General features: G+C 59.4%; 21 protein-coding genes. 7 read left to right on the top strand and 14 right to left on the bottom strand.

The window, feature by feature from the left end; genetic code table 11:
* Window positions 1-31 precede the first annotated feature (31 nt).
* The gene (locus tag ABLV76_RS22860) at window positions 32-169 is read right to left on the bottom strand and encodes a hypothetical protein (RefSeq protein ID WP_032425978.1); all 138 of its coding nucleotides are present in this window, start codon (window positions 167-169) and stop codon (window positions 32-34) included.
* Here ABLV76_RS22860 and aldA point away from each other — a divergent pair.
* Window positions 168-1,607 carry an aldehyde dehydrogenase gene (gene aldA / locus ABLV76_RS22855; RefSeq protein ID WP_004204088.1) on the top strand — a complete coding sequence of 480 codons (1,440 nt, stop codon included), beginning with the start codon at window positions 168-170 and terminating at the stop codon, window positions 1,605-1,607. The two genes, ABLV76_RS22860 and aldA, sit on opposite strands and share 2 nt — an antisense overlap.
* Window positions 1,608-1,655: 48 nt before the next feature.
* Here the strand turns inward: aldA and gap are convergent, their stop codons facing one another.
* A complete protein-coding gene (gene gap / locus ABLV76_RS22850; protein WP_023318131.1) occupies window positions 1,656-2,654 on the bottom strand; it encodes a type I glyceraldehyde-3-phosphate dehydrogenase in 999 nt (332 codons plus the stop codon).
* Window positions 2,655-2,936: 282 nt separating this feature from the next.
* Between gap and ABLV76_RS22845 the strand changes: the two genes are divergently transcribed.
* Complete coding sequence (locus ABLV76_RS22845) at window positions 2,937-3,095, top strand: YqaE/Pmp3 family membrane protein (protein WP_002903230.1); 159 nt, start codon at window positions 2,937-2,939, stop codon at window positions 3,093-3,095.
* Window positions 3,096-3,134: 39 nt separating this feature from the next.
* Here ABLV76_RS22845 and ABLV76_RS22840 read toward each other — a convergent pair whose 3' ends face one another.
* The 4 genes from ABLV76_RS22840 to ABLV76_RS22825 form a co-directional block, all read right to left on the bottom strand.
* Entirely contained in the window at window positions 3,135-3,527 is a 393-nt protein-coding gene (locus ABLV76_RS22840; protein ID WP_004204091.1) for a DUF1398 domain-containing protein, read from the bottom strand.
* Between the two features lie 245 nt (window positions 3,528-3,772).
* Window positions 3,773-4,006: a sulfurtransferase-like selenium metabolism protein YedF gene (gene yedF / locus ABLV76_RS22835; RefSeq protein ID WP_004204092.1), complete on the bottom strand. Its 234-nt coding sequence runs from the start codon at window positions 4,004-4,006 to the stop codon at window positions 3,773-3,775.
* Window positions 4,003-5,214, bottom strand: coding sequence for a selenium metabolism membrane protein YedE/FdhT (gene yedE, locus ABLV76_RS22830; RefSeq protein ID WP_064150134.1), 1,212 nt, complete (start codon window positions 5,212-5,214; stop codon window positions 4,003-4,005). The genes yedF and yedE overlap by 4 nt, the downstream gene beginning before the upstream one ends.
* Before the next feature lie 103 nt (window positions 5,215-5,317).
* The gene (locus tag ABLV76_RS22825) at window positions 5,318-5,671 is read right to left on the bottom strand and encodes a DUF1304 domain-containing protein (protein ID WP_080841004.1); all 354 of its coding nucleotides are present in this window, start codon (window positions 5,669-5,671) and stop codon (window positions 5,318-5,320) included.
* A 238-nt stretch (window positions 5,672-5,909) separates the two neighbouring features.
* Here ABLV76_RS22825 and ABLV76_RS22820 point away from each other — a divergent pair, with 238 nt between their 5' ends.
* Window positions 5,910-6,389 carry a hypothetical protein gene (locus ABLV76_RS22820; protein ID WP_075201775.1) on the top strand — a complete coding sequence of 160 codons (480 nt, stop codon included), beginning with the start codon at window positions 5,910-5,912 and terminating at the stop codon, window positions 6,387-6,389.
* 70 nt (window positions 6,390-6,459) lie between these two features.
* On the opposite strand, the gene ydfZ is transcribed toward ABLV76_RS22820, so the two are convergent.
* Window positions 6,460-6,663: a putative selenium delivery protein YdfZ gene (gene ydfZ / locus ABLV76_RS22815; RefSeq protein WP_004151566.1), complete on the bottom strand. Its 204-nt coding sequence runs from the start codon at window positions 6,661-6,663 to the stop codon at window positions 6,460-6,462.
* A gap of 308 nt (window positions 6,664-6,971) precedes the next feature.
* Here ydfZ and ABLV76_RS22810 point away from each other — a divergent pair, with 308 nt between their 5' ends.
* Window positions 6,972-8,000 (top strand): CorA family divalent cation transporter, encoded by a 1,029-nt coding sequence (locus ABLV76_RS22810; RefSeq protein ID WP_048294707.1) that lies wholly within the window; start codon window positions 6,972-6,974, stop codon window positions 7,998-8,000.
* 13 nt (window positions 8,001-8,013) lie between these two features.
* On the opposite strand, the gene ABLV76_RS22805 is transcribed toward ABLV76_RS22810, so the two are convergent.
* Both ABLV76_RS22805 and malX read right to left on the bottom strand, forming a co-directional pair.
* Window positions 8,014-9,186 carry a MalY/PatB family protein gene (locus ABLV76_RS22805; RefSeq protein WP_080837682.1) on the bottom strand — a complete coding sequence of 391 codons (1,173 nt, stop codon included), beginning with the start codon at window positions 9,184-9,186 and terminating at the stop codon, window positions 8,014-8,016.
* A 52-nt stretch (window positions 9,187-9,238) separates the two neighbouring features.
* Window positions 9,239-10,831: a maltose/glucose-specific PTS transporter subunit IIBC gene (gene malX, locus ABLV76_RS22800; protein ID WP_023318137.1), complete on the bottom strand. Its 1,593-nt coding sequence runs from the start codon at window positions 10,829-10,831 to the stop codon at window positions 9,239-9,241.
* Window positions 10,832-11,004: 173 nt separating this feature from the next.
* Here malX and ABLV76_RS22795 point away from each other — a divergent pair, with 173 nt between their 5' ends.
* Complete coding sequence (locus ABLV76_RS22795; protein WP_023318138.1) at window positions 11,005-12,033, top strand: Mal regulon transcriptional regulator MalI; 1,029 nt, start codon at window positions 11,005-11,007, stop codon at window positions 12,031-12,033.
* Between the two features lie 39 nt (window positions 12,034-12,072).
* On the opposite strand, the gene ABLV76_RS22790 is transcribed toward ABLV76_RS22795, so the two are convergent.
* Together ABLV76_RS22790 and manA are read right to left on the bottom strand one after the other, a co-directional pair.
* A complete protein-coding gene (locus ABLV76_RS22790; RefSeq protein ID WP_348878492.1) occupies window positions 12,073-13,611 on the bottom strand; it encodes a YdgA family protein in 1,539 nt (512 codons plus the stop codon).
* A gap of 86 nt (window positions 13,612-13,697) precedes the next feature.
* On the bottom strand, window positions 13,698-14,876 hold the full coding sequence (gene manA / locus ABLV76_RS22785) for a mannose-6-phosphate isomerase (protein WP_048294709.1): 1,179 nt from the start codon (window positions 14,874-14,876) through the stop codon (window positions 13,698-13,700).
* A gap of 200 nt (window positions 14,877-15,076) precedes the next feature.
* Between manA and fumA the strand changes: the two genes are divergently transcribed.
* Window positions 15,077-16,723, top strand: a complete 1,647-nt coding sequence (gene fumA / locus ABLV76_RS22780; protein ID WP_023318141.1) for a class I fumarate hydratase FumA — start codon at window positions 15,077-15,079, stop codon at window positions 16,721-16,723.
* Between the two features lie 338 nt (window positions 16,724-17,061).
* The gene (gene fumC, locus ABLV76_RS22775; RefSeq protein ID WP_004887066.1) at window positions 17,062-18,462 is read left to right on the top strand and encodes a class II fumarate hydratase; all 1,401 of its coding nucleotides are present in this window, start codon (window positions 17,062-17,064) and stop codon (window positions 18,460-18,462) included.
* Here the strand turns inward: fumC and tus are convergent.
* From tus to ABLV76_RS22760, 3 genes are all read right to left on the bottom strand, one after another.
* Window positions 18,452-19,384 carry a DNA replication terminus site-binding protein gene (gene tus / locus ABLV76_RS22770; protein ID WP_062913903.1) on the bottom strand — a complete coding sequence of 311 codons (933 nt, stop codon included), beginning with the start codon at window positions 19,382-19,384 and terminating at the stop codon, window positions 18,452-18,454. The two genes, fumC and tus, sit on opposite strands and share 11 nt — an antisense overlap.
* Before the next feature lie 75 nt (window positions 19,385-19,459).
* Window positions 19,460-20,761, bottom strand: coding sequence for a two-component system sensor histidine kinase RstB (gene rstB / locus ABLV76_RS22765; protein ID WP_004887061.1), 1,302 nt, complete (start codon window positions 20,759-20,761; stop codon window positions 19,460-19,462).
* A 263-nt stretch (window positions 20,762-21,024) separates the two neighbouring features.
* Window positions 21,025-21,387, bottom strand: coding sequence for a hypothetical protein (locus tag ABLV76_RS22760; RefSeq protein ID WP_004887058.1), 363 nt, complete (start codon window positions 21,385-21,387; stop codon window positions 21,025-21,027).
* Window positions 21,388-21,456 lie beyond the last annotated feature (69 nt).

Below are 21,456 nucleotides of genomic sequence, written 5' to 3'. Positions count from 1 at the left end.
AACGGGCAATTTGTGTTATTGAAATGTAACCTCAACCGGGTATTTTTGGCCCGGTTTTATGAATCAGCTCACAAAACTGCGCCAACGTGCTGCGAAGCCACGGCTTATCCGCCCGATATTTAACAAAAAAATCACTTGTTAAATACAAATGCACCACAGGAGCAGCCATGACAGCACCCGTTCAACACCAGATGTATATTGATGGCCAGTTCGTTTCCGGTCACGGCGACGGCTGGATCGACGTGCTTAACCCGGCGACCGAAGCGCTGCTGTCGCGGATCCCGGACGGGACCGCGGAAGAGGCGCGGCTGGCGATTGACGCGGCGGAGCGCGCCCAGCCGGCCTGGGAGGCGCTGCCGGCCATTGAGCGCGCGGGCTGGCTGCGCAAAATTGCCGCCGGCATCCGTCAGCGTGCCGATGACATCGCCGGGCTGATCGTCGCTGAAGGCGGCAAGATCCAGCAGCTGGCGGCGGTGGAGGTGGCGTTCACCGCCGACTATCTCGACTACATGGCCGAATGGGCGCGGCGTTATGAAGGGGAGATCGTGCAGAGCGACCGTCCCGGGGAAAATATCCTTGTCTTCAAACGCGCGCTGGGGGTGACCACCGGGATCCTGCCGTGGAACTTCCCGTTTTTTCTTATCGCCCGCAAGCTGGCGCCGGCGCTGATCACCGGAAATACCATCGTCATTAAGCCCAGCGAATTCACGCCCAATAACGCCATCGCTTTCGCCGAGATCGTCCACCAGGTTGGGCTGCCGAAAGGGGTCTTTAACCTGGTGCTCGGCCGTGGGGAAACCGTCGGCCAGGAGCTGGCCGGCAATCCGAAGGTGGCGATGGTCAGCATGACCGGCAGCGTGGCGGCGGGGGAGAAAATCATGGCCGCCGCGGCGAAAAATATCACCAAAGTGTGCCTTGAGCTTGGCGGCAAAGCGCCGGCCATCGTCATGGACGATGCGGATGTGGAGCTGGCGGTGAAGGCGGTGGTGGACTCGCGGGTGATCAACACCGGGCAGGTGTGCAACTGCGTCGAGCGGGTCTATGTTCAGCAGGGGATTTACGACCGCTTCGTCAACCGCCTCGGCGAGGCGATGAAGGCCGTGCAGTTTGGCGACCCGGCGGCGCGGGATGACATCGCGATGGGGCCGCTGATCAACGCTGCCGCGCGGGATCAGGTGGCGCGCAAAGTGGCGAAGGCGGTGGCGCAGGGGGCGCGGGTAGCGCTGGGCGGTCAGCCGCTGGAGGGGAAAGGCTATTTTTATCCGCCGACCCTGCTGCTGGATGTGCGTCAGGAGATGGATATTATCCATGAGGAAACCTTCGGTCCGGTGCTGCCGGTGGTGGCGTTTTCAACTCTCGATGAAGCGCTGGCGATGGCCAATGACAGCGATTATGGCCTCACCTCCTCAATTTACACCCGCGATCTCAACGTGGCGATGAAGGCGATTAAGGGGCTGAAGTTCGGCGAAACCTATATCAACCGCGAGAACTTTGAGGCGATGCAGGGATTCCACGCCGGCTGGCGTAAATCAGGGATCGGCGGCGCAGATGGCCGCCATGGCCTGAATGAGTACCTGCAGACCCAGGTGGTCTATCTGCAGGCCTGAGGCGCTCAATACAGAATCGGCGGGCCGCGCAGGCTGTCCGCCGTTCACTTAGCGGGCAAATTTCTCCAGCACGCGGATCAGCTGGGTGACAAAACCGTATTCGTTGTCGTACCAGGCGACGGTTTTCACCAGCTGTACGCCGCCGGCCTCCACAATCTCCAGCTGGGTGGCATCGTAGATTGAACCGAAATGGCTGCCGATGATATCGGAAGAGACAATCTCTTCTTCGGTATAGCCAAAGGATTCATTGCCCTCGGCCGCCTGCTTCATCGCTTGATTGACCTCATCCGCAGTTACCTTTTTCTCCAGCACCGACACCAGCTCTGTCACTGAGCCGGTTTTGGTCGGTACGCGCTGGGCATGGCCTTTCAGCTTGCCGCTCAGGGCGGGGATCACCAGGCCGATAGCTTTGGCCGCGCCGGTGGTGTGCGGGATGACGTTTTCCGCCGCCGCCCTGGAGGCGCGCAGATCTTTACCGCGCGGCCCGTCCACCAGCGACTGGGTGCCGGTATAGGCGTGGATGGTGGTCATGGTGCCTACGGTGATGCCGAAGGCGTCCTGCAGCACTTTGGCCATTGGCGCCAGGCAGTTGGTGGTGCAGGAGGCGACGGAGATGATGGTGTCATCCGCCGTCAGGGTGTCATCGTTGACGTTATAGACGATGGTTTTCATCTCGCCGGCGGGGGCCGAAATCAGTACCTTGCGTGCGCCGGCCTGAAGATGGGCCTGCGATTTCTCTGCCGAGGTGTAGAACCCGGTACACTCCACAATCACTTCCGCGCCCGCCGCCTGCCACGGAATATGCTGCGCCTCTTTTTCGGCATACACGGTGATGGTCTTGCCGTTGACGATCAGCGCATCTTCCGTGAAGTCGACGCTCCACGGGAAGGGGCCGTAGTTTGAATCATGCTTTAACAGGTAGGCCAGCACTTTTGGCGAGGTGAGGTCGTTGATGGCCACCACCTCGAGGCTGCTGTCGACTTCTAATAAACGGCGTAACACCAGACGTCCGATACGACCAAAACCATTAATCCCAAGTTTACTCATGGATATTCTCCGGTTGGTAAAACGACTCGATGTGATAAAACTTCTCCAGGCTTAGTCCTGACTGGCAGCCAGGTCAACTGACAATCTGTGCGGTTCGCTGTCAGGCCCACAGCATGAGGCAAAAAAGTGGATGTTTTGGCGGACTTTTTTATCCGTGACGGCAGGAAATAATTTTTGTTACCGGAGATGAGGGCGCAGCCTGCTGGCGAAGCGGTGAAAAGCGTCTATGCTTAACTATTGAATAGCTTAGTAAAATGTTGACATTAGATGAAGGGAGAACTTATGGGATTCTGGAGAATCGTTTTTACTATCATTCTGCCGCCGCTGGGGGTTCTGCTGGGGAAAGGTTTCGGCTGGGCGTTTATTCTCAACATTATTTTGACCCTGCTGGGCTATATTCCAGGCCTGATCCACGCCTTTTGGGTGCAGACCCGCGATTAAGAGCTGGCCCCGCAAACCAGACTTCCCCCCGGGACCCGCTCAGGGGGGAATCAGGCTCTCTTTATACAGCAGCCGGTTATCCTTCGACCAGTAGTGGCGAGTCTCCTCGTCCAGGTCGACACTCCACTTAAACACCCCGGCGCTGGCGAGATCCTTACAGTATTGTTCAAAGTTGATGGCGCCGGCAAAATGGCGGATGACCGCAGCCGAGGTCAGCTGCTGGTTGGGGGCGCTGCGCACGCGCAGCAGGCTGCGGGCGCTTTTTATCGTGATCACCTTGTCGTTTGCCATCACGAAATTCATATTGCCGGTGGAGACAAAGTAGATGTAACACGAGACCTGGTGCCGACGTAGTTCATTGGCGAAGGTGGCAAAATCGGCATCTGCACGCACTTGCTCAAAAAAATAACCCAGCCTGGCCAGCAGTTCCATTTCTATCCTTATTGTATTGCTGTGTGCGGCTTTGGCCGGTAGCGGCAGAAACCATTCACGAAGTTACTTATTCGTATTTTAATAATATAGCCGCGTTATATTAATGGTTATTTGATAACTGGAACACCGTTTCAAGTGTTACAATCTATTGCAATCGTTTGCCTGCACGGCCCATCTGATGGTGAGGACATGGCGAGACGGGGAAATCCATGCCGGCGATGAAGGTCGCCGGCGGGAAAATGGGATTACTTCTGGATCAGATAGCGAATGGTCGGGCCATCCTGCTGAATATCCAGCACCGTATAGCCATGGTTCCTGGCATCGAGCGGAATGTTATTGATCGACTGCGGACAGTCGCTTATCACTTCGAGGATCTCGCCTTTTTGCAGGGAGGGCATCGCCTCCAGGGTGGCGACCGCCGGATAGGGGCAGGGCTCGCCGACCATGTCCAGGCGATAATCAGGGATGATGTTTTTCATGCACTCTCCTTCACGGTCCGGACCGCTGCCGACTGGCGGCGGAAAAAATGTCTCTCCCAGGCGATCACCAGCAGCAGGGCGATCAGCAGCAGCAGATAGGTCGCCAGCAGTCCGCCGAAGGGACCAAAAGCGTTCAGCAGGTTGACCTTTTGCCAGTGGGTGGCGAGCGGGGCGGCGATATCGTCCCAGCACCAGGCGAGCAGCGTGGAGCCAATGACGTTGCCCAGCCCCACCCACCAGTAGTGAACCTGGCCTTCCACCGCCCGGTACATCCAGCCGGTCTCACAGCCGCCGGCCAGCACGATGCCAAAGCCGAACAGTAGCCCGCCGATCGCCGCATTGGGACCGGCCCACATGATTTTCGGCGCCATCCCCAGTTGCACATAGCTGAAGATGCCGATGGCGCTCGCCGCCATGCCGAAGATTATCGCCTTCGCCATCACCGTCCGGCCGGTGATCCACATATCGCGAAAGGCGGAGGTAAAGCAGATCTGCGCTCGCTCGATAAGCAGACCGAAGCCGATGCCGAACAGCATCGCAAGGCCGAGCGCAGGGTGGTCTGCGGCGGTGAGCAGGCCCCAGCCGATCATGGCGAAAAAGACCGCCATGCCCAGGCGGAAACGGCGGCGTGCCTGCAGCGGTTTTTGGGTTAACGGCGAAGCGGCGGATACCTTTTGCATTTTTACCGGGATGCGAAATAGAGGCAGCAGGGTGAAGCGAGCGCCAAACCAGGAGCCGATGGCGGTGGCGATGGCAAACAGCCAGGCGTGCAGGGAGAACTGCGGAATGCCGGTGAAAAACGCCGCCAGGTTGCAGCCCATCGCCAGCCGCGCGCCGAACCCGGCGATGATGCCCCCGGCCACGGCCTGCACTATGCGGATCCGGCTGCGTGGCAAGCGCAGTTTGACGTTATTGGCCCACAATGCCGCGGCCAGGCAGCCGCCGAACATGCCGATGATCATCCTGCCGTCGATGCGGGTCAGCGGCGTCCCGTCGAGATGGATCAGCTGATAATAGCCCCACTGTTCGCTGTGGACCCCCAGCAGCTGCAGCAGCTGGCCACCCCAGCGGGTAAATTCGCCGGTCACCGCCCAGAAGGTGCCGGTGATGCCAAAATAGTAGGTTGAGAGAATGCCCGCGGCGATGACCGCCGGGACGGGAGACCAGAACCGGATAAGCCAGGCCTGTTTGAAGGATTGCCATGTCATAAAAATGCCTCTGAACTCAGAAGGTATTAACGGTCGATGACCGACCGAAGGGGGCACATAGTATCCGCCTTAGCGCCTGCTTTCTCTGTTTTGGATCAAGACCCTACGCCTGCGCCAGCACCACAAGCAGCGCCAGCAGCGCGGGCAGCGCCTGAATATAGAGAATTTTGCGGCTGGCGGTCAGCGCGCCGAATATCCCGGCGGCCAGCACGCAGGCGAGGAAAAAGATCACCACCTGCACGCCCGATGCCCCCAGCCACAGCCCCCATGCCAGGCCGGCGGCCAGGAAACCGTTATACAACCCCTGGTTGGCCGCCAGCACCCGGCTTTCCCGGGCGAAATTGACGCTGAGGTTAAAGGCCCGGCGCCCGGCGGGCGCTTCCCAGAAAAACATCTCCAGCACCAGGATGGCGAGATGAATAATAGCGACCAGCGCAACGAGGAGAGTGGCTAACACAGCAGTCCTTAATCAATAAGATGAATGTGTCAGCAGTATAGCCGCTGGCGCTCACCAGGCGAGAGGGCGACTGCTATAGTGCTTATAGCATCATGTTTGCCTGCCGCGAAAAGCGTCGGTGTATCTGATTGCCCTTTGGTTTAGCTTCGCGGTGATAGTATGCCGGGTTCTTTTTTACAGGTGTGGCGTAGGTTACTGAATGTTAAATAAATTATGGATCTTGTTATCCGGGCTATTGTTGGTTGCCATGCCGTCGGCGCAGGCCGGGGAATTCAATCTTTATTCGATGAATACCGGCTCCTATGTTTATCACATGACCGGTAACCACGGACAATATAACGAGCATTTCAACAACAACTTTTTCTCGGTGGAGCGCAAGTTTTCAGCGGATTCAAAATACAGCGCGCTGGTCGGCACCATGAAAAATAGCTTCGACGATCGCTGTCTGACCCTCGGCGTGCGCCGCGACTGGCTGAAAAACGACACCGGCTGGCTGCTGAAAGGGGTGTATGCCTATACCGGGGAATTTTTCTTTGACGCTTTCAGCCACTGCGGCGACTCAGGCACCTACCGCACCGCCAAAAAAATCACCGGCGTCGGTTTTTCGCCCTATATTTATCATGGTCTGCAATACAACTTTACCGATTACTTCGGCGTCGAGGGCGGGATTATTATACCGGCGATCTTCGTGATGAGTATTCAGTGGAGCTTTCGCTAAGCGCCTGGATCAGCCTGAAAAAGAAGAGGCCACGCTGGGTGGCCTGCTCATGGTGCCTTGACGGCAGGGATTAATGGAAACCGAGACGGATCAGATCTAACGGGCAGAAGCGTCCCTCGCAGCCGTCGATTTCCACGCAGTCCGCCCGACGCAGCTGCTCGGCGGTTTTCCCCTCGCCATGGATCGCTTTAATCACGCCCGTCGTACCGTTACCAGCGATCATGACCATACTGCCGGTAGCAATAGCGTTACGATTACGGTCATAGGTTTTCATGGTCTCCTCCTCAATAAACCAGTGTAAGCAATGATTAAGCGGCCAAATTAATACCGCTTCCCGCCTAAAAAAGTTTTGAGGAATATCAAAATTATTTTAATAGTGACAATAAAAGCACAGCGAGAAGGCCAGATCGTCGCGCGATGCGCTTGGTCAGCACGCCGGGTATGACTCAGGCATGCTGCCCGAAATATGTCCTTCAGATGACGGTTTTGCGGCAGGATTATTAACCTTGCCAGTCCGCGAAAAATAGCGAAATATGGCGCTATCTGGGCATCAACGGTGCCAGTGCCTGTCCTGAGGGAGCCATGAGTCAAGACGTCACCGCGAAGATGTTAAAGCCCGATTTTGATATGGAAGTGTCCGGCCTGGTGTATGGCTATCTGTTTCATGAAGATCACCCCCCACAGCCTATTGCCTCTGGTGAGGTATGCGCCAGCTATCAGGCGCTGGCTGACGATAAGGCCTTTATCTGGCTGCATCTTAATCTCAATCACGCCACCGCCGAAAAATGGCTAATCAGTCACTTTCCCGTGGCGGACTTTTTCTTTGAGGAGATCCGCAGCGGCTCGCATACCACCCGTATTGAACGGCAAGGGGAAAATCTGTTCGCCGTGCTTAACGACGTGCTGTTTCGTCCGCAAGACACCAGCGCGGAAACCGCCACGCTGTGGCTCTACTGTAGCCCGAAGTTGGTGGTGACAGCGCGTTTCAAACCATTGCGGTTTATCGAATGGATGCTGCCGCGTCTGCATACGCTTAAGGTGCATACCTCCGCTGAACTGCTGGCCTTTTTGCTGGAGGAGCAGGAGGAGGTGCTGGAGCAGGTGGTGCGCCAGGCCAGCCGCCACGTCGACCTGATTGAAGAGCGGCTCCTGAGCAATCACGTGCAGCGTAATCGGGCCGATCTGGCGCGGCTGCGGCGGATGCTGCTGCGTTTTCAACGGCTGCTGGCGCCGGAACCGGCGGCAATGTTCCGGCTGCTTAACCGGCCGCCAGCGTGGATGGATCGCGCGGTGGTGCAGGCATTTCGTCAGTTCACCGAAGAGTTTAGCGTGGTGCTGAATGACCTGTCCGGCCTGATCGAGCGCATCAGCCTGCTGCAGGAGGAGATCGGCGCCCGCCAGCTGGAGCAGAGCAACCGCACCCTCTACACCCTGACGGTGATCACGGTCCTCGCGCTACCGATTAACATTGTGGCCGGTTTCTTCGGCATGAACGTCGGCGGGATCCCGCTGGCGAGCAATCACCACGGGTTTATCCTGCTGGTGGTGATTGTCGGCATCTTTACCCTCGGCGCCGGCTACCTGGCGTTCCGCCGGCGTGACGATCTGTAGTCAGTGCCGCGCGTCAACTGAGGCTGCGCAGGGCGGCTATCAGCCCTGCGACACCGCGCTCCAGCTTCTCGCGTGGACAGCCGACGTTGAGACGCAGAAAGCCATTGCCTTCGGGTCCATAGGTATATCCCGGCATAATCGCCACCTTCTGCCCGGCGATCAGCGCCTGCTGCAGTGCGCGGTCGTCAATGTTGAGGGGGCGCAGGTCGATCCACGCCAGGTAGGTGGCCTCCGGCGGCTGCCAGCGTAGCGCAGGAAAGGCGCGATTGAGCGTATCAGCCACAAAGCGCAGGTTCTCCTGCAGGTAGTCGCGCAGGGCGTTGAGCCAGGGCGCCCCATCGCGGTAGGCGGCGATATGAGCCAGCAGCGCCGGCACCGAGGGCGACGAGAGTCCATCGCGCGCTTTCAGCGCCTGCAGATAGCTGTCGCGGCAGTTTGCCTCAGGGATAAAGCCATAGGCCCCGGTAAAGGCCGGAATATTGAAGCTCTTTGATCCGGAGGTGAACAGCGCCCACGGCCCCTGAGCCACCTCGCTCCACGGGATATGACGGTGGTCGCCCCAGGTCATGTCCATATGAATTTCGTCGCTAATCACCCTGACGCCATGCTTTTGGCACAGCGCCGCCATGGTCTGGAGCTCCTCGCGGCGCCAGACTTTCCCCGTTGGGTTGTGCGGGCTGCAGAGCAGCAGCAGGGTATTCTTCGGCTCCGCCAGCGCCGCTTCCAGGCGCGCCATATCGCAGTGCCATTGATTGTTCGTCAGGGTCAGTGGCACCGGGGCGATCTGTCGGCGGTTAGCGGTGATAGTGTTATAGAACGCATCGTAGGCGGGAGTATGGACGACGACGCCGTCGCCTTCTTGCGACCACTGGCGGATGGTTTCCGCCACCATATAAATAACCGACGGTCCGTAAACCACCGTTTGCGGATCGATGACGCTGTGAAAGCGGCTGGCGTACCAGTGGGCAATCGCCCCGAGAAACGCCTCGTTCTGCCAGCGGCTGTAGCCGAACACGCCGTGGGCCAGCCGCCGGCTGACGGCGTCGAGGATGCAGGGCGCGGTGGCGAAATCCATATCGGAGATGGTGAACGGCAGCAGGTCGGGGACGCCAAAGCGGTCTGCGACATAGTCCCACTGCGTGCACCAGGTGCCGTGGCGGTCGATGGGTATAGAAAAATCAAACATCGGAACTTCCTTAGCAAGGGTCCCCTTCCGTGCCGGAAGGGGACCGGTGAGATCAGGCCTGAACGGTATTCATCAGCGTGGCCATTTCATCTTTTACCGACTGCACCTGCGGGCCAATCACCACCTGCAGATTATGCTGGTTGAGCTGAACCACCCCGATGGCGCGGTGGGCTTTCAGCGCGGCAGCGTCCACTTTGCTCATATCGTGTACCGACAGACGCAGACGGGTAATGCAGTTATCCAGCGAGACAATGTTGTCGGCGCCGCCGAGGGCCGCCAGAATCGCCGGCACGTTATACCCGGATTTACCAATGGTGCCAGCGACCGCTTTCTCCACGCTGGCGGCGGTGTCGATATCGCGGCCCGGCGTTTTCAGATTGAAGCGGGTGATGGCGAAGCGGAAGATGGCATAGTAGGCCGCAAACCAGATTGCCGCCACCACCGGCACCAGATACCACTTGGTCGCCAGACCATGCAGGATGCCAAACACCACGAAGTCGATAATATTGCCGTCGGTGTTGCCGATGGTGACGCCGAGCACCGCCATGATGGTAAAGCCGAGACCGGTCAGCAGGGCGTGGATGACATACAGGACCGGCGCCACGAACAGGAACAGGAACTCCAGCGGCTCGGTGGTGCCGCCCACCACGCAGGCGATCACCCCGGAGATCAGCAGGCCTTTAATTTTATGCCGGTTTTCCGGACGGGCGCAGTGGTACATCGCCAGCGCGGCGCCCGGCAGACCGCCGAGGAAGGCTGGCATCTTACCCTGCGACAGGAAGCGGGTGGCGCTTTCGGCGAAGCCGTGGGTGGTCGGGCAGCTTAGCTGCGCCTGGAAGATGGTCAGCGCGCCGCTGACGCTGTGGCCGCAGACGTCGAGGGTGCCGCCGGCTTCCGTGAAGCGGATCAGCGCCACCAGGATGTGGTGCAAGCCAAACGGCAGCAGCAGTCGCTCGCCGGTGCCGAAGATCATCGGCCCAAAATCGCCGGCGCTATTGATCATCTTCCCGAGGGCGTTGATCCCCATGGCGAAGACCGGCCACACCAGCGGGATCGCCAGACCGACCAGACCCAGCACCACGGTGGTGACGATCGGCACGAAGCGGGTGCCGCCGAAGAAGGCCAGGGCGTCCGGCAGGCGAATGTTGTGAAAGCGCTCATGCAGCAGCCAGACGATAATCCCGGCGATAACCGCCCCGAGGATCCCGGTATCGATCGATGGAATACCGATGATGTTCTGGATATTGTTGGCCTTAAGGATCGCGGCGTCGGTGGTGGGCAGAATGCCTTTCGCCGTCAGCCAGAAGTTGACCGCCAGGTTCATGACCGCGTAGCCGACAAAACCGGCGAAGGCGGCGACGCCTTTGTTCTCCCGTGCCAGCCCCAACGGGATGGCGATACAAAACATCACCGGCAGGAAGCTGAAGGCAAAGGAGCCGACTTTGCTCATCCAGATAAAGATGGCCTGCAGCAGCGGCATATCCAGCCACGGCAGCAGGGTCAAAACATCGTGACTGCTTAACGAGCTGCCGATCCCCAGCATGATCCCGCAAAACGAGAGCAACGCCACGGGCAGCATAAAGGTTTTTCCCAGCTGCTGGAAAAATTCCCACAAGGTGATTTTTGGTGCGGTTTTCGCCGTCATAGCACGGTTCCTGATTCTCAAGTGGTCGGGAAGAACTAACGCCACGGCAAGATAAAACGTTTTATCACTTTTTAGTGCGATAAAAATCACATATTCAAGCGATAATAAGGTTTATAAAGATCACACAATGATAAAACGTTTTATCGACAGGCAAGGGAGTCAGCCAGCAGGTTATGGCAATCGCAAAAAAGATCACCATCAATGATGTGGCACTGGCCGCCGGCGTCTCCGTGAGCACCGTTTCGCTGGTGCTGAGCGGCAAAGGGCGCATCTCCAGCGCCACCGGCGAGCGGGTTAATCAGGCCATCGAGCAGCTGGGATTTGTGCGCAACCGTCAGGCCGCCTCGCTGCGCGGCGGACAGAGCGGGGTGATTGGCCTTATCGTCAGCGATCTCTCTAAACCGTTCTATGCCGAGTTAACCGCCGGCCTCACCGATGCCCTGGAGAGGCAGGGGAAAATGGTGTTTCTCACCCAGGGGGGACGCAGCGGCGAGAAGATGGCTCAGCGGTTTGATACGCTGGCGGCGCAGGGGGTGGACGGGGTGATCATCGCCGGGGCCATCGACCGCGGCAGCGAGCTGCGCGAGCGGGCGGCGGAGGCGGGGGTGCCGCTGGTGTTCGCTTCCCGCGCCAGCTATCTCGACGATGTCGACCTGATCCGCCCGGACAACATGCAGGCGGCGCAGCTGGTGACCGAGCATCTGATCCGCCGCGGCCATCAGCGGATCGCCTGGCTTGGCGGCCAGAGCTCGTCGCTAACGCGCGCCGAGCGGGTCGGCGGCTATTGCGCCACCTTGCTGAAATACGGTCTGCCGTTTCACAGCGAATGGGTGCTGGAGTGCGAGTCGAGCCAGAAGCAGGCGGCGGAGGCGATGACCGCGCTGCTGGGGCAAAATCCGACCATCACCGCGGTGGTGTGCTACAACAACGTGGTAGCGACCGGCGCGTGGTTCGGTCTGCTGCGGGCTGGAAGGCAGAGCGGGGAAGATGGCGTCGACAGCTACTTCGAGCAGCGGGTGGCGCTGGCGGCGTTCGCCGATGTGCCCGAGGCCGCGCTTGACGACCTGCCGCTCACCTGGGTCACTACCCCGGCGCGCGAGATGGGCAAAACGCTGGCGGAGTCGATGCTGCGGCGGCTGGAGGAGGGCGCGGGCGAGACGCGAAACCAGATCATGCCCCCGCGGCTGGTGACGAGAAAATGACGGAGACGGCGCGCGGTGGCCGTCTCCTGAGCCGATACGTTACGGCTGCGGGGCGGCGTCGTCCTGCTGAGGCTGGCCGTCCTGCGGCGCGCCGTCCGGTAGCGAAGGCGCTTCCAGACCAAACATCGCGGCAAAATCCTCCAGCGGCATTTTCTGGCCGTTCAGCGTCACCTGGCCGTTCGCGTACTGCAGGCTGCTGCTGATGGCGTTATCTTCCATGGTGGTGATGCGGAACATCTGGCCCATCGCCGCCAGGCCTTTGACCTGCTGATCGGCGAGTTTGGCGGCGTCGGCTGGCTGGTAGCCTTCCAGACCGGCGATCTTAGTCATAAACTCCGTCGCCATATCCACCGGGATCACCACTTTGCCGTCAAGGGACTGCACCACGCGATCCAGGCTGTCCGCCAGCGTCTGCGGCGGAGCGGTCACCTGGGCCGGATCTTTCAGCAGAACCGAGAGGTTGAGGGTGCTTTCGCCTTTGGCATTGCGCCAGCTCAGCGGGGAGATGGTCACCGACGGATTGCCCTTAAGCAGGATCGGCAGCGCATTGAACAGGGTTTCGGTAAGCGCCTGCTGGTACAGCTCCGGGTTCTGCGCCAGCTCTGGCTTCGCCAGCAGCGCCTGAGACTGCGCGCTGTACTGCTGGCTGAACTGGTGCCACGCCTGACCGTCGACGTTATCCACTTTCAGCGTCAGTTTGCCGCTGCCCATATCCTGACCCTGCAGCTTAAGGCTGTTGACGGTGTAGTTCACCTGGCTGTTCACGCCTTTGCCGTCCTTGGTCAGCGTCGAGCCGCCGTCCAGCGCCATGCCGTCAACCAGCGCCAGCTCTTTGCCTTCGACGCTGATGGCCAGCTTATCGAGGGTCATTTTTTGCTGGCCGATACGCTCGTTGAAGCTGGCCAGCTCGGTGGCGCCGTCGGTGGTCAGGTTGACGAAGCGCAGTTGCACCTTCTGGTTATATTCGTTGAGGGCATCGATCTGACCGCTGCCGGCCTGGCCCTTCAGGCTGATGTTTTTGCCGTCTCGGTCGGCGTCGAGCTGGAACTGGCCGCCGCTGAAGGTGACTTTCTCATCCCCTTTGGCGTAGTCGAGGGCATTGAGAACGATCGCCGACTGGCTGTCGCCGCTGTAGGCGATGCGCGTATCAACGGTGAAGGGGGTAGTGCCTTTGGCTATCTCGAACAATGCCTGGCTGGCGTCGTTTTTCACCAGCGTGGTGTGGACCGAAGCCATCGCCGGGGCCAGATTAAAGGTTTTTAACGAGGCCAGCGGGAAGGGGCCGTGATCGACCACCTCGTCAAGCACCACGCTCTGTCCGGCGGCCAGCCAGCCGTTAGCCTGACCGGCGATGGGCTTCACCACCAGCTGCAGATGGCTGCTGAACAGCCCGCGCTGGTAGTCCTGATAGCTCAGCTCCAGACCTGACTCCGGCGCGCTGCTGCGTAGCTGCGTGTTAGCCTGCTGCACCATATCGGCAATTCGGCCTTCCAGCTGTTTACCGGTGTACCAGGCGCCGCCTGTCCATACCACGCCCAGCGCCACGATGATTCCTGCTGCGACCAGCGATTTTTTCATAGCATTTGTCCATAAATGAAGCCAGGCGGAGAGACCGCCTGGCTGAGTTGTCATAATCAGTAAGCGCGACCTGAAAGGTCAGTCGTTTACTGGAGCTTATTGAACACGCGCGCCACGCGGCCATGGCCGCTGACCTGCACCGGCGATTCATTGGCGGCCACAAAGGCCGATTCGCCCGGCTTGAGGGTCAGGCTCAGGTCGCCTTTGCGCAGCACGGCTTCGCCGTCGACGCAGAAAACGATCGCCGCGCTCGCCTGGGCCAGATCGCTGGCCTCGGTGGAGAGATCGTGCAGCGAGAAGGCAAAATCTTCCACCGGGATCGGGAAGTCCAGTTCCGCGCCGTGGCGCTGGGGCTGGGTCAGCAGCTCACCCGCCGGTTTAGCCTCGAACTTAACGTTGGCCACCAGCTCAGGGATATCAATGTACTTCGGCGTCAGGCCGGCGCGGAGCACGTTATCCGAGTTGGCCATCACCTCCAGCGCTACCCCTTGCAGATAAGCGTGCGGCGTTTCGGCAAACAGGAACATCGCTTCGCCAGGATTCAGCTTCACCACGTTCAGCAGCAGTGGGGAGAAGAGGCCGCTGTCGTCGGGATAGAATTCCGCGATCAGGCGGATGGTCTGCCACGGTTCGCCCTGCTCACGGTCCAGCACCTCGCGCAGCGCCTGCAGCGCCTGGGCTTTTTCCTCGCCCTGCATATTCAGCAGGCTGGCAAACAGCTGGCTCAGGCGAGTCGCGTCCGGCTGCTGCAGGAAGGCGCCGATCGCCGGGTGTGCGTTGGCCACCGGCTGCAGCAGGCTGACAATTTCGCTGAACTCGCGAAACGCGTTCATCGCCAGGAACGGGGTCAGGGCGAAAACCAGCTCCGGCTTGTGGTTCGGATCTTTGTAGTTACGTTCGGCGGCGGAGAGGGGGATGCCGGCGGCGTTCTCGCGGGCGAAACCCTCTTCGGAGGCCTGCTTGTTAGGATGGACCTGAATGGACAGAGGCTGCGCGGCGCACAGCACTTTAAACAGGAACGGCAGCTCACCGAAGCGTTGCGCCACTTTGTCGCCGAGCAGGGCGGCTTTATCCGCGTCAATCACCTCGCGCAGCGAACGCGGCTGGCCATCGGCCGTCAGGACCTGCGAGCTGCTCTTCGGATGCGCCCCCATCCACAGCTCTGCCATCGGCTGGTTGTCCGGGTTGGCGATGCCATACAGTTCAGTTAAGGCGGTATGGCTTCCCCAGGCATAGTTCTGTACGGCGTTGATCAGCTTTTGCATTCTCATTCCCTGTATCAATCAAAGTAAAATTATCGCCCTATTAAACCAGCAAACGCTGGAGAAGCAACTGCTGAAAGAAAAAGTCGTCCCTGTCTCAGTTTTTGTTAAAAAATTGTGTAAGATTGATCGACTCGCTTTTCTACAGGCACATGGAGTCCCTGCCTGAAACATAATCAGCCAAAGCAGTAAGTGAGAGTACAATGTCGAATAAACCGTTTGTTTACCAGGATCCTTTTCCCCTCAAAAAGGATGACACCGAGTATTATCTCCTCAGCAGTGATTACGTCTCCGTCGCCGAATTTGCCGGCCAGGAAGTGCTAAAAGTTGACCCTCAGGCGCTGACCCTTCTGGCGCAACATGCCTTCCACGACGCCTCCTTTATGCTTCGCCCGGCGCATCAGCAGCAGGTGGCGGATATCCTGAACGACCCGGAAGCCAGCGAAAACGACAAATACGTCGCCCTGCAGTTCCTGCGCAACTCCGATATCGCCGCCAAAGGCATTCTGCCCACCTGTCAGGACACCGGCACCGCGATCATCATGGGTAAAAAAGGCCAGCGCGTCTGGACCGGCGGCGGCGATGAGGCCGCCCTGGCGCAGGGGGTGTACAACACCTATATCCAGGACAACCTGCGCTATTCGCAGAACGCCCCGCTGGATATGTATAAAGAGGTCAACACCGGCACCAACCTGCCGGCGCAGATTGACCTCTATGCTACCGATGGCGATGAGTATAAATTCCTCTGCATCGCCAAGGGCGGCGGCTCGGCTAACAAAACCTATCTGTACCAGGAAACCAAAGCGCTGATCACCCCGGCGAAGCTGAAAAACTATCTGGTCGAGAAGATGCGCACCCTGGGGACCGCCGCTTGTCCGCCGTACCATATCGCCTTTGTCATCGGCGGGACTTCGGCGGAAGCGACGCTGAAAACCGTCAAGCTGGCCTCCACCAAATACTACGATGGCCTGCCGACCGAAGGTAACGAACATGGGCAGGCTTTCCGCGACGTGCAACTGGAGCAAGAACTGCTGCTGGAAGCGCAGAACCTCGGCCTCGGCGCGCAGTTCGGCGGCAAATATTTCGCCCACGATATCCGCGTGATCCGTCTGCCGCGTCACGGCGCTTCCTGCCCGGTAGGGATGGGCGTCTCCTGTTCCGCCGACCGCAACATCAAAGCCAAAATCAACCGCGACGGCATCTGGATTGAGAAGCTGGAGAGCAATCCGGGGAAATATATCCCTGAGCATCTGCGCCAGGCCGGGGAAGGCGAAGCAGTGAAAGTGAATCTTAACCAGCCGATGAGCGAGATCCTGGCGCTGCTGTCGCAGTACCCGGTGTCCACGCGTCTGTCGCTGAGCGGCACTATTATCGTGGCCCGCGATATCGCCCACGCCAAGCTGAAAGAGCTTATTGATAATGGCGAAGCCCTGCCGCAGTACGTCAAAGATCACCCGATCTACTACGCCGGCCCGGCCAAGACGCCGGACGGTTACGCCTCCGGCTCCCTCGGCCCGACTACCGCAGGGCGCATGGACTCATACGTCGATCTGCTGCAGTCGCACGGCGCGAGCAAGATCATGCTGGCGAAAGGCAACCGCAGCCAGCAGGTCACCGACGCCTGCCACAAGCACGGCGGCTTCTACCTCGGCAGCATCGGCGGCCCGGCGGCGGTACTGGCTCAGCAGAGCATCCGCAGCCTTGAGTGCGTGGCGTATCCGGAACTGGGGATGGAGGCTATCTGGAAAATCGACGTGGAAGACTTCCCGGCGTTTATTCTCGTCGATGATAAAGGCAACGACTTCTTCCAGCAGATCCAGACGTCGCAGTGCGCCCGCTGCGTGAAGTAAACCTGGCCGCCCTTCGGGGCGGCTATGGCCGATGACAAACCGGTTTTCGTTATTGGGATCGCCTTTCTGCCGGGTGGCGGCTTCCGTCTTACCCGGCCTACGAAAAACAGCAATATTAAACAGTTAAGCAATTCTCTGTAGGCCCGTGCAAGCGCAGCGCCGCCGGGCAATCCCGACGATTGCATTTTGTCAGCGGTCTGGGCCGCCCTTCGGGGCGGTTTTTTTATGCCGCTTCGCGGCACGAACCACCAAAACAACTTTTCAATCTGGCCAATACTTACTCTTTTAAGCAGGTGAGCTTTGTCGCTATGACGCACTTTTCATCCAAGGAGAAAGTAATGACAACGCATCGCAGTGAAAAAGACTCGATGGGCGCCATCGACGTCCCGGCCGATAAACTCTGGGGCGCCCAGACCCAGCGTTCTCTGGAGCATTTCCGCATCTCGACCGAAAAAATGCCCGGAGAGCTGATATATGCCCTCGCGCTGACCAAGCGGGCGGCGGCGAAGGTCAATCAGGATCTTGGCCTGCTGACGCCGGAGAAAGCCGGGGCGATCGTCGCCGCCGCTGACGAAGTGCTGGCCGGAAAACACCCCCAGGAGTTTCCGCTGGCTATCTGGCAGACCGGTTCCGGCACCCAGAGCAATATGAATATGAACGAGGTGCTGGCCAACCGCGCCAGTGAACTGCTCGGCGGTGAGCGGGGGATGGCGCGAAAAATCCACCCCAATGACGATGTCAATAAAAGCCAAAGCTCGAATGATGTGTTCCCCACCGCTATGCACGTCGCGGCGCTGATTGCCCTGCGGGAAAAATTGCTCCCGCCGCTGCAGGCGCTGCGGGCCACGCTCAACGAAAAAGCGGTGGCCTTCAGAGATATCGTTAAGATCGGTCGCACCCATCTGCAGGACGCCACGCCGCTCACCTTAGGCCAGGAAATCTCCGGCTGGGTGGCGATGCTGGACCATAACCTGAAGCATCTTGACGCCAGCCAGCCGCATCTCGCCGAGCTGGCGCTGGGCGGGACGGCGGTGGGTACCGGGCTGAATACTCATCCGGAATATGCCGTGCGGGTGGCGGCCGAACTGGCCTCGCTCAGCGGACAGCCGTTTGTCACCGCGCCGAACAAATTCGAAGCGCTGGCCACCGTCGATGCCCTGGTCCATGCCCACGGCGCGCTGAAAGGTCTGGCGGCCTCGCTGATGAAAATCGCTAACGATGTCCGCTGGCTGGCCTCCGGGCCGCGCTGCGGGATTGGGGAAATCGCCATCCCGGAAAACGAGCCCGGGTCATCGATTATGCCCGGCAAGGTCAACCCGACGCAGTGCGAAGCCCTGACCATGGTCTGCTGCCAGGTGATGGGTAACGATGTGGCAGTGAATATCGGCGGCGCCTCGGGTAACTTCGAGCTCAACGTCTATCGGCCGATGGTCATTCACAACTTCCTGCAGTCGGTGCGTCTGCTGGCGGACGGCATGGCGAGCTTTAACGAGCACTGTGCGGTGGGGATTGAGCCGAATCGCGAGCGGATCAACCAGCTGCTCAACGAGTCGCTGATGCTGGTGACCGCGCTGAATACCCATATCGGCTATGATAAAGCGGCGGAGATCGCCAAAAAAGCGCACCATGAGGGGCTGACCCTGAAGGCCTCGGCGCTGGCGCTGGGCTACCTGACGGAAGCCGAATTCGACAGCTGGGTGCGCCCGGAGCTGATGGTCGGCAGCCTGGCTACTCGCTAGCCAGCCAGAGGTGCAGGCGAGGGATCAGTAATCTCAGCGACTGCGCCTCCGGTTTGTAGCGGTATTGCACGTTGTCGGCATCGTAGTTGAGCAATTCGCCAATATCCGGCACGCTGACCCCCTGGCTGCCGGATATCAGGGCGATCAGCGGGCTGGGGCAGGCGTACTGCACCTGTTTCTGCTCGCTGGCATACCAGACGCGGGCAATCGGCTGTACTTTCACCGGCCGTTTAATTTTCAGCCGCGCCCGCTGCGGCAGGGCGGCGATATCCTGATACTCCCTCTCCAGTTTGCTCTGCCACTGCTCGCGGGTCCAGGGCGGCACCGCCCGCGGCGATTGCAGGCTTTTCTCCAGCATCATCAACACCTGGTCGCGGGTCAGGTTTTTGATCACGTGCTTATTGGCCCAACCGAAGCGGATAGTGCTCGGGTCGAGAAGGGGCGTTAGCGTGCGATAGGCGCTGAGGGTAATTAATCCAGGCAAATGGCGATGCACCCACTCAAAGCGGGCGGTGGGGGGCAGGCCAGAGTCGACGGTGACGATTTTCTCGAAGGTGGCCTTAAGGGTGTTGATCTGCTGAATGCGCGCCAGCAGCGCCTGCTGTTCCGCGGCGGTGACCTGCAGGCAGATAGCACCCGGCAGGCGGACGGCGGCTTTGCTGCTGCGGGTTTCCGATTGCTGCTGGATAAACAGATGGCCATAGTGTCGCAGGGCGAGATCCAGCGCCGCCTCCCCGGTGTGCTGGACGACAGTAATGTTCGCCAGCGGGTCATGCTCGGCATCTTTACTGATTGCCGGCAGCTCAAACACCCGGCCCGCCAGCAGTCGACAGGTCGTTAACGCCTGGCGCAGCGCCTGCAGCTCCAGCTCGATCTGGCGAAAGGTATCATTCAGACGTTCAACGAGGTCGTAGCTGGTCATCGCATTCACCTTAGTTACAACATAGTATTCGATTTTTACAGCATACCCAGCCCGCGGCCGCTGTGCAACTTTTATTCAGGCAGAGGTAAAATCGGGCAACTGATGATAGACCGGCCAGCTAAAGCAGAAGCGGGCGCCGCCGAGAGGACTGGCCTCGCAGCGAACCTCGCCCCCCATCGCCTGGGCGATACTGTGGACGATGGCCAGGCCGAGGCCGCAGCCTCCGGTCGCCCGATCGCGGCTGGGGTCAAGACGAACAAAAGGCTCGAACACCCGCTCGCGCTCCTCGGGGGCAATGCCCGGGCCGTCATCATCGACCTGCAACGACGCGCGGGCACCCTGCAGGGTCAGGCTGACCGCCACCCGCTGACTGCTGTAGCGCAGGGCGTTATTCACCAGATTATCCAGCACCCGCTCCATCAACCGCATATCCAGCGCGCCATAGTTGCCGCGGGTCAGCGTCGCCAGGCAGACCTCGCGCTGCGGGTTGACCATCTGGATATCCTCGACGTGGTCGCTGATCCAGGCGGGAAAATCGGGGGTGGTCAGGCTGAGCTCCGTCTGCGGGCGGTCGAGACGGGCGTAGGTCAGGAGCTCTTCAATGAGCGCCTCCAGTTGGCCGATATCACGGTTCAGCGCCTGCGATTCCGCCTCGGTGAGGTTTTCGCTCATCTCCAGACGGTAGCGCAGGCGCACCAGAGGCGTCCTGAGCTCATGGGCGATGCCGTCAATCAGCTGCTTTTTGCTGGCAATGAGGGCGTTAATGTTGTCGGCCATCTGGTTAAAGGCCACCCCGAGCCGCTCAAAGCTGGACATGCTGTCAAAATGAATACGCTCGCTGAGGTGGCCTTCGCCAAAGCGCTGGGCGGCGGTCTCAATGCGCAGCATGTCCTGCCAGTGCGGACGCATCCAGATAAACACCGGGAAGGCCAGCGAGATAGCGATAAACGCCATCAGCGCCACGTCCAGCAGGCGCATTTCATGCAGAAAATAGAGATAGGGTACCGGGCCCACGGATAACACATAGTGGCTGCGGGGGATGCGCTGGATAAAGGTGTACTGGTCGTCGAGCGCAACAATATCCCCAGCGCGCAGGTGCTGCATCGAGCTTTCCGACAATTTAAATTTGCTCATCGGCTCGATGTGCAGGTCGAACGACAGATTAAGGTCCAGCTCTTTAAGCGTCTTGCTCCAGTCGCGAGGCGGAATTTCCCGCAGCTCGCTGCGCATCAGATACAGTGAGCTTTTCATCAGATCGTCAAGCGACTGCCTTCCGGCGCGTTCAGCGGTAAATTTATAGACCAGGCCCACCAGCATGGTCATCACCAGAAAGCAGACGAAGAGCAGAAGATAGAACTGCACGAACAGCTTTTTCATTACATTACCGCATATTCAAAAAGAGAAACCTGCCGGCGCCCCGGACCATCTGCAGGGCAGGGCGAAAACGTCACGGATTTACCGGGGCGAGCCGAAGCCCGCGCGGGCATAACCGATACGCTATCAAAGCAGGGTTTATGCCCCCTGACAATAGCCAGCCGGGGGGAGCGACGCCGTTAAAAATGTGACGCTGTCACTCATTGCGGGCTTACGTCTGCATGAGGCCAGGATTGTGGCCAGCGTATTCTGCGCGCCGCTGGGCGCTACTCGCGATAGTAGGGTATATCCACCGGATAGAGGGTGGCCAGGCTCAGCAGCCGACAGCGCACCAGCTGTTCTGCTTCGGCATACCAGTAAGCAAATTCGCCGGTGGTCTGGTGGTAAATCATCTGATCAAGATTAGCAAACGGGATCACCAGCAGCGGCCCCTGGCGCACGTATCCGCCGCCGGTTTCGAAATGGTGATCTCCCCAGGATTGCTGGGTATGTTGATAGCGGTGAAGAAGCACCTTAATCTGCCCGCGCTGTGGACAGAGGAGCCGGATATCGGCGTTATCGAGAGAAAAAGCCCAGCCAGAGAGTGACGTGAAGAGAGTAAGTGCCAAAAGTACAACGTATTTCATCATGCAAAAGTCCTGTGTTTTCAGGCTTTATGCCACTCTGACAACGCTAAGTCCTTGAGCACAATCATATTG

Origin of the sequence: Klebsiella sp. GB_Kp047, assembly GCF_040065235.1 — a bacterium.
GTDB lineage: Bacteria > Pseudomonadota > Gammaproteobacteria > Enterobacterales > Enterobacteriaceae > Klebsiella > Klebsiella quasipneumoniae.
The sequence above is the reverse complement of the archived record's forward strand: the minus strand, read 5'-3'. Positions and strand labels throughout refer to the sequence as shown.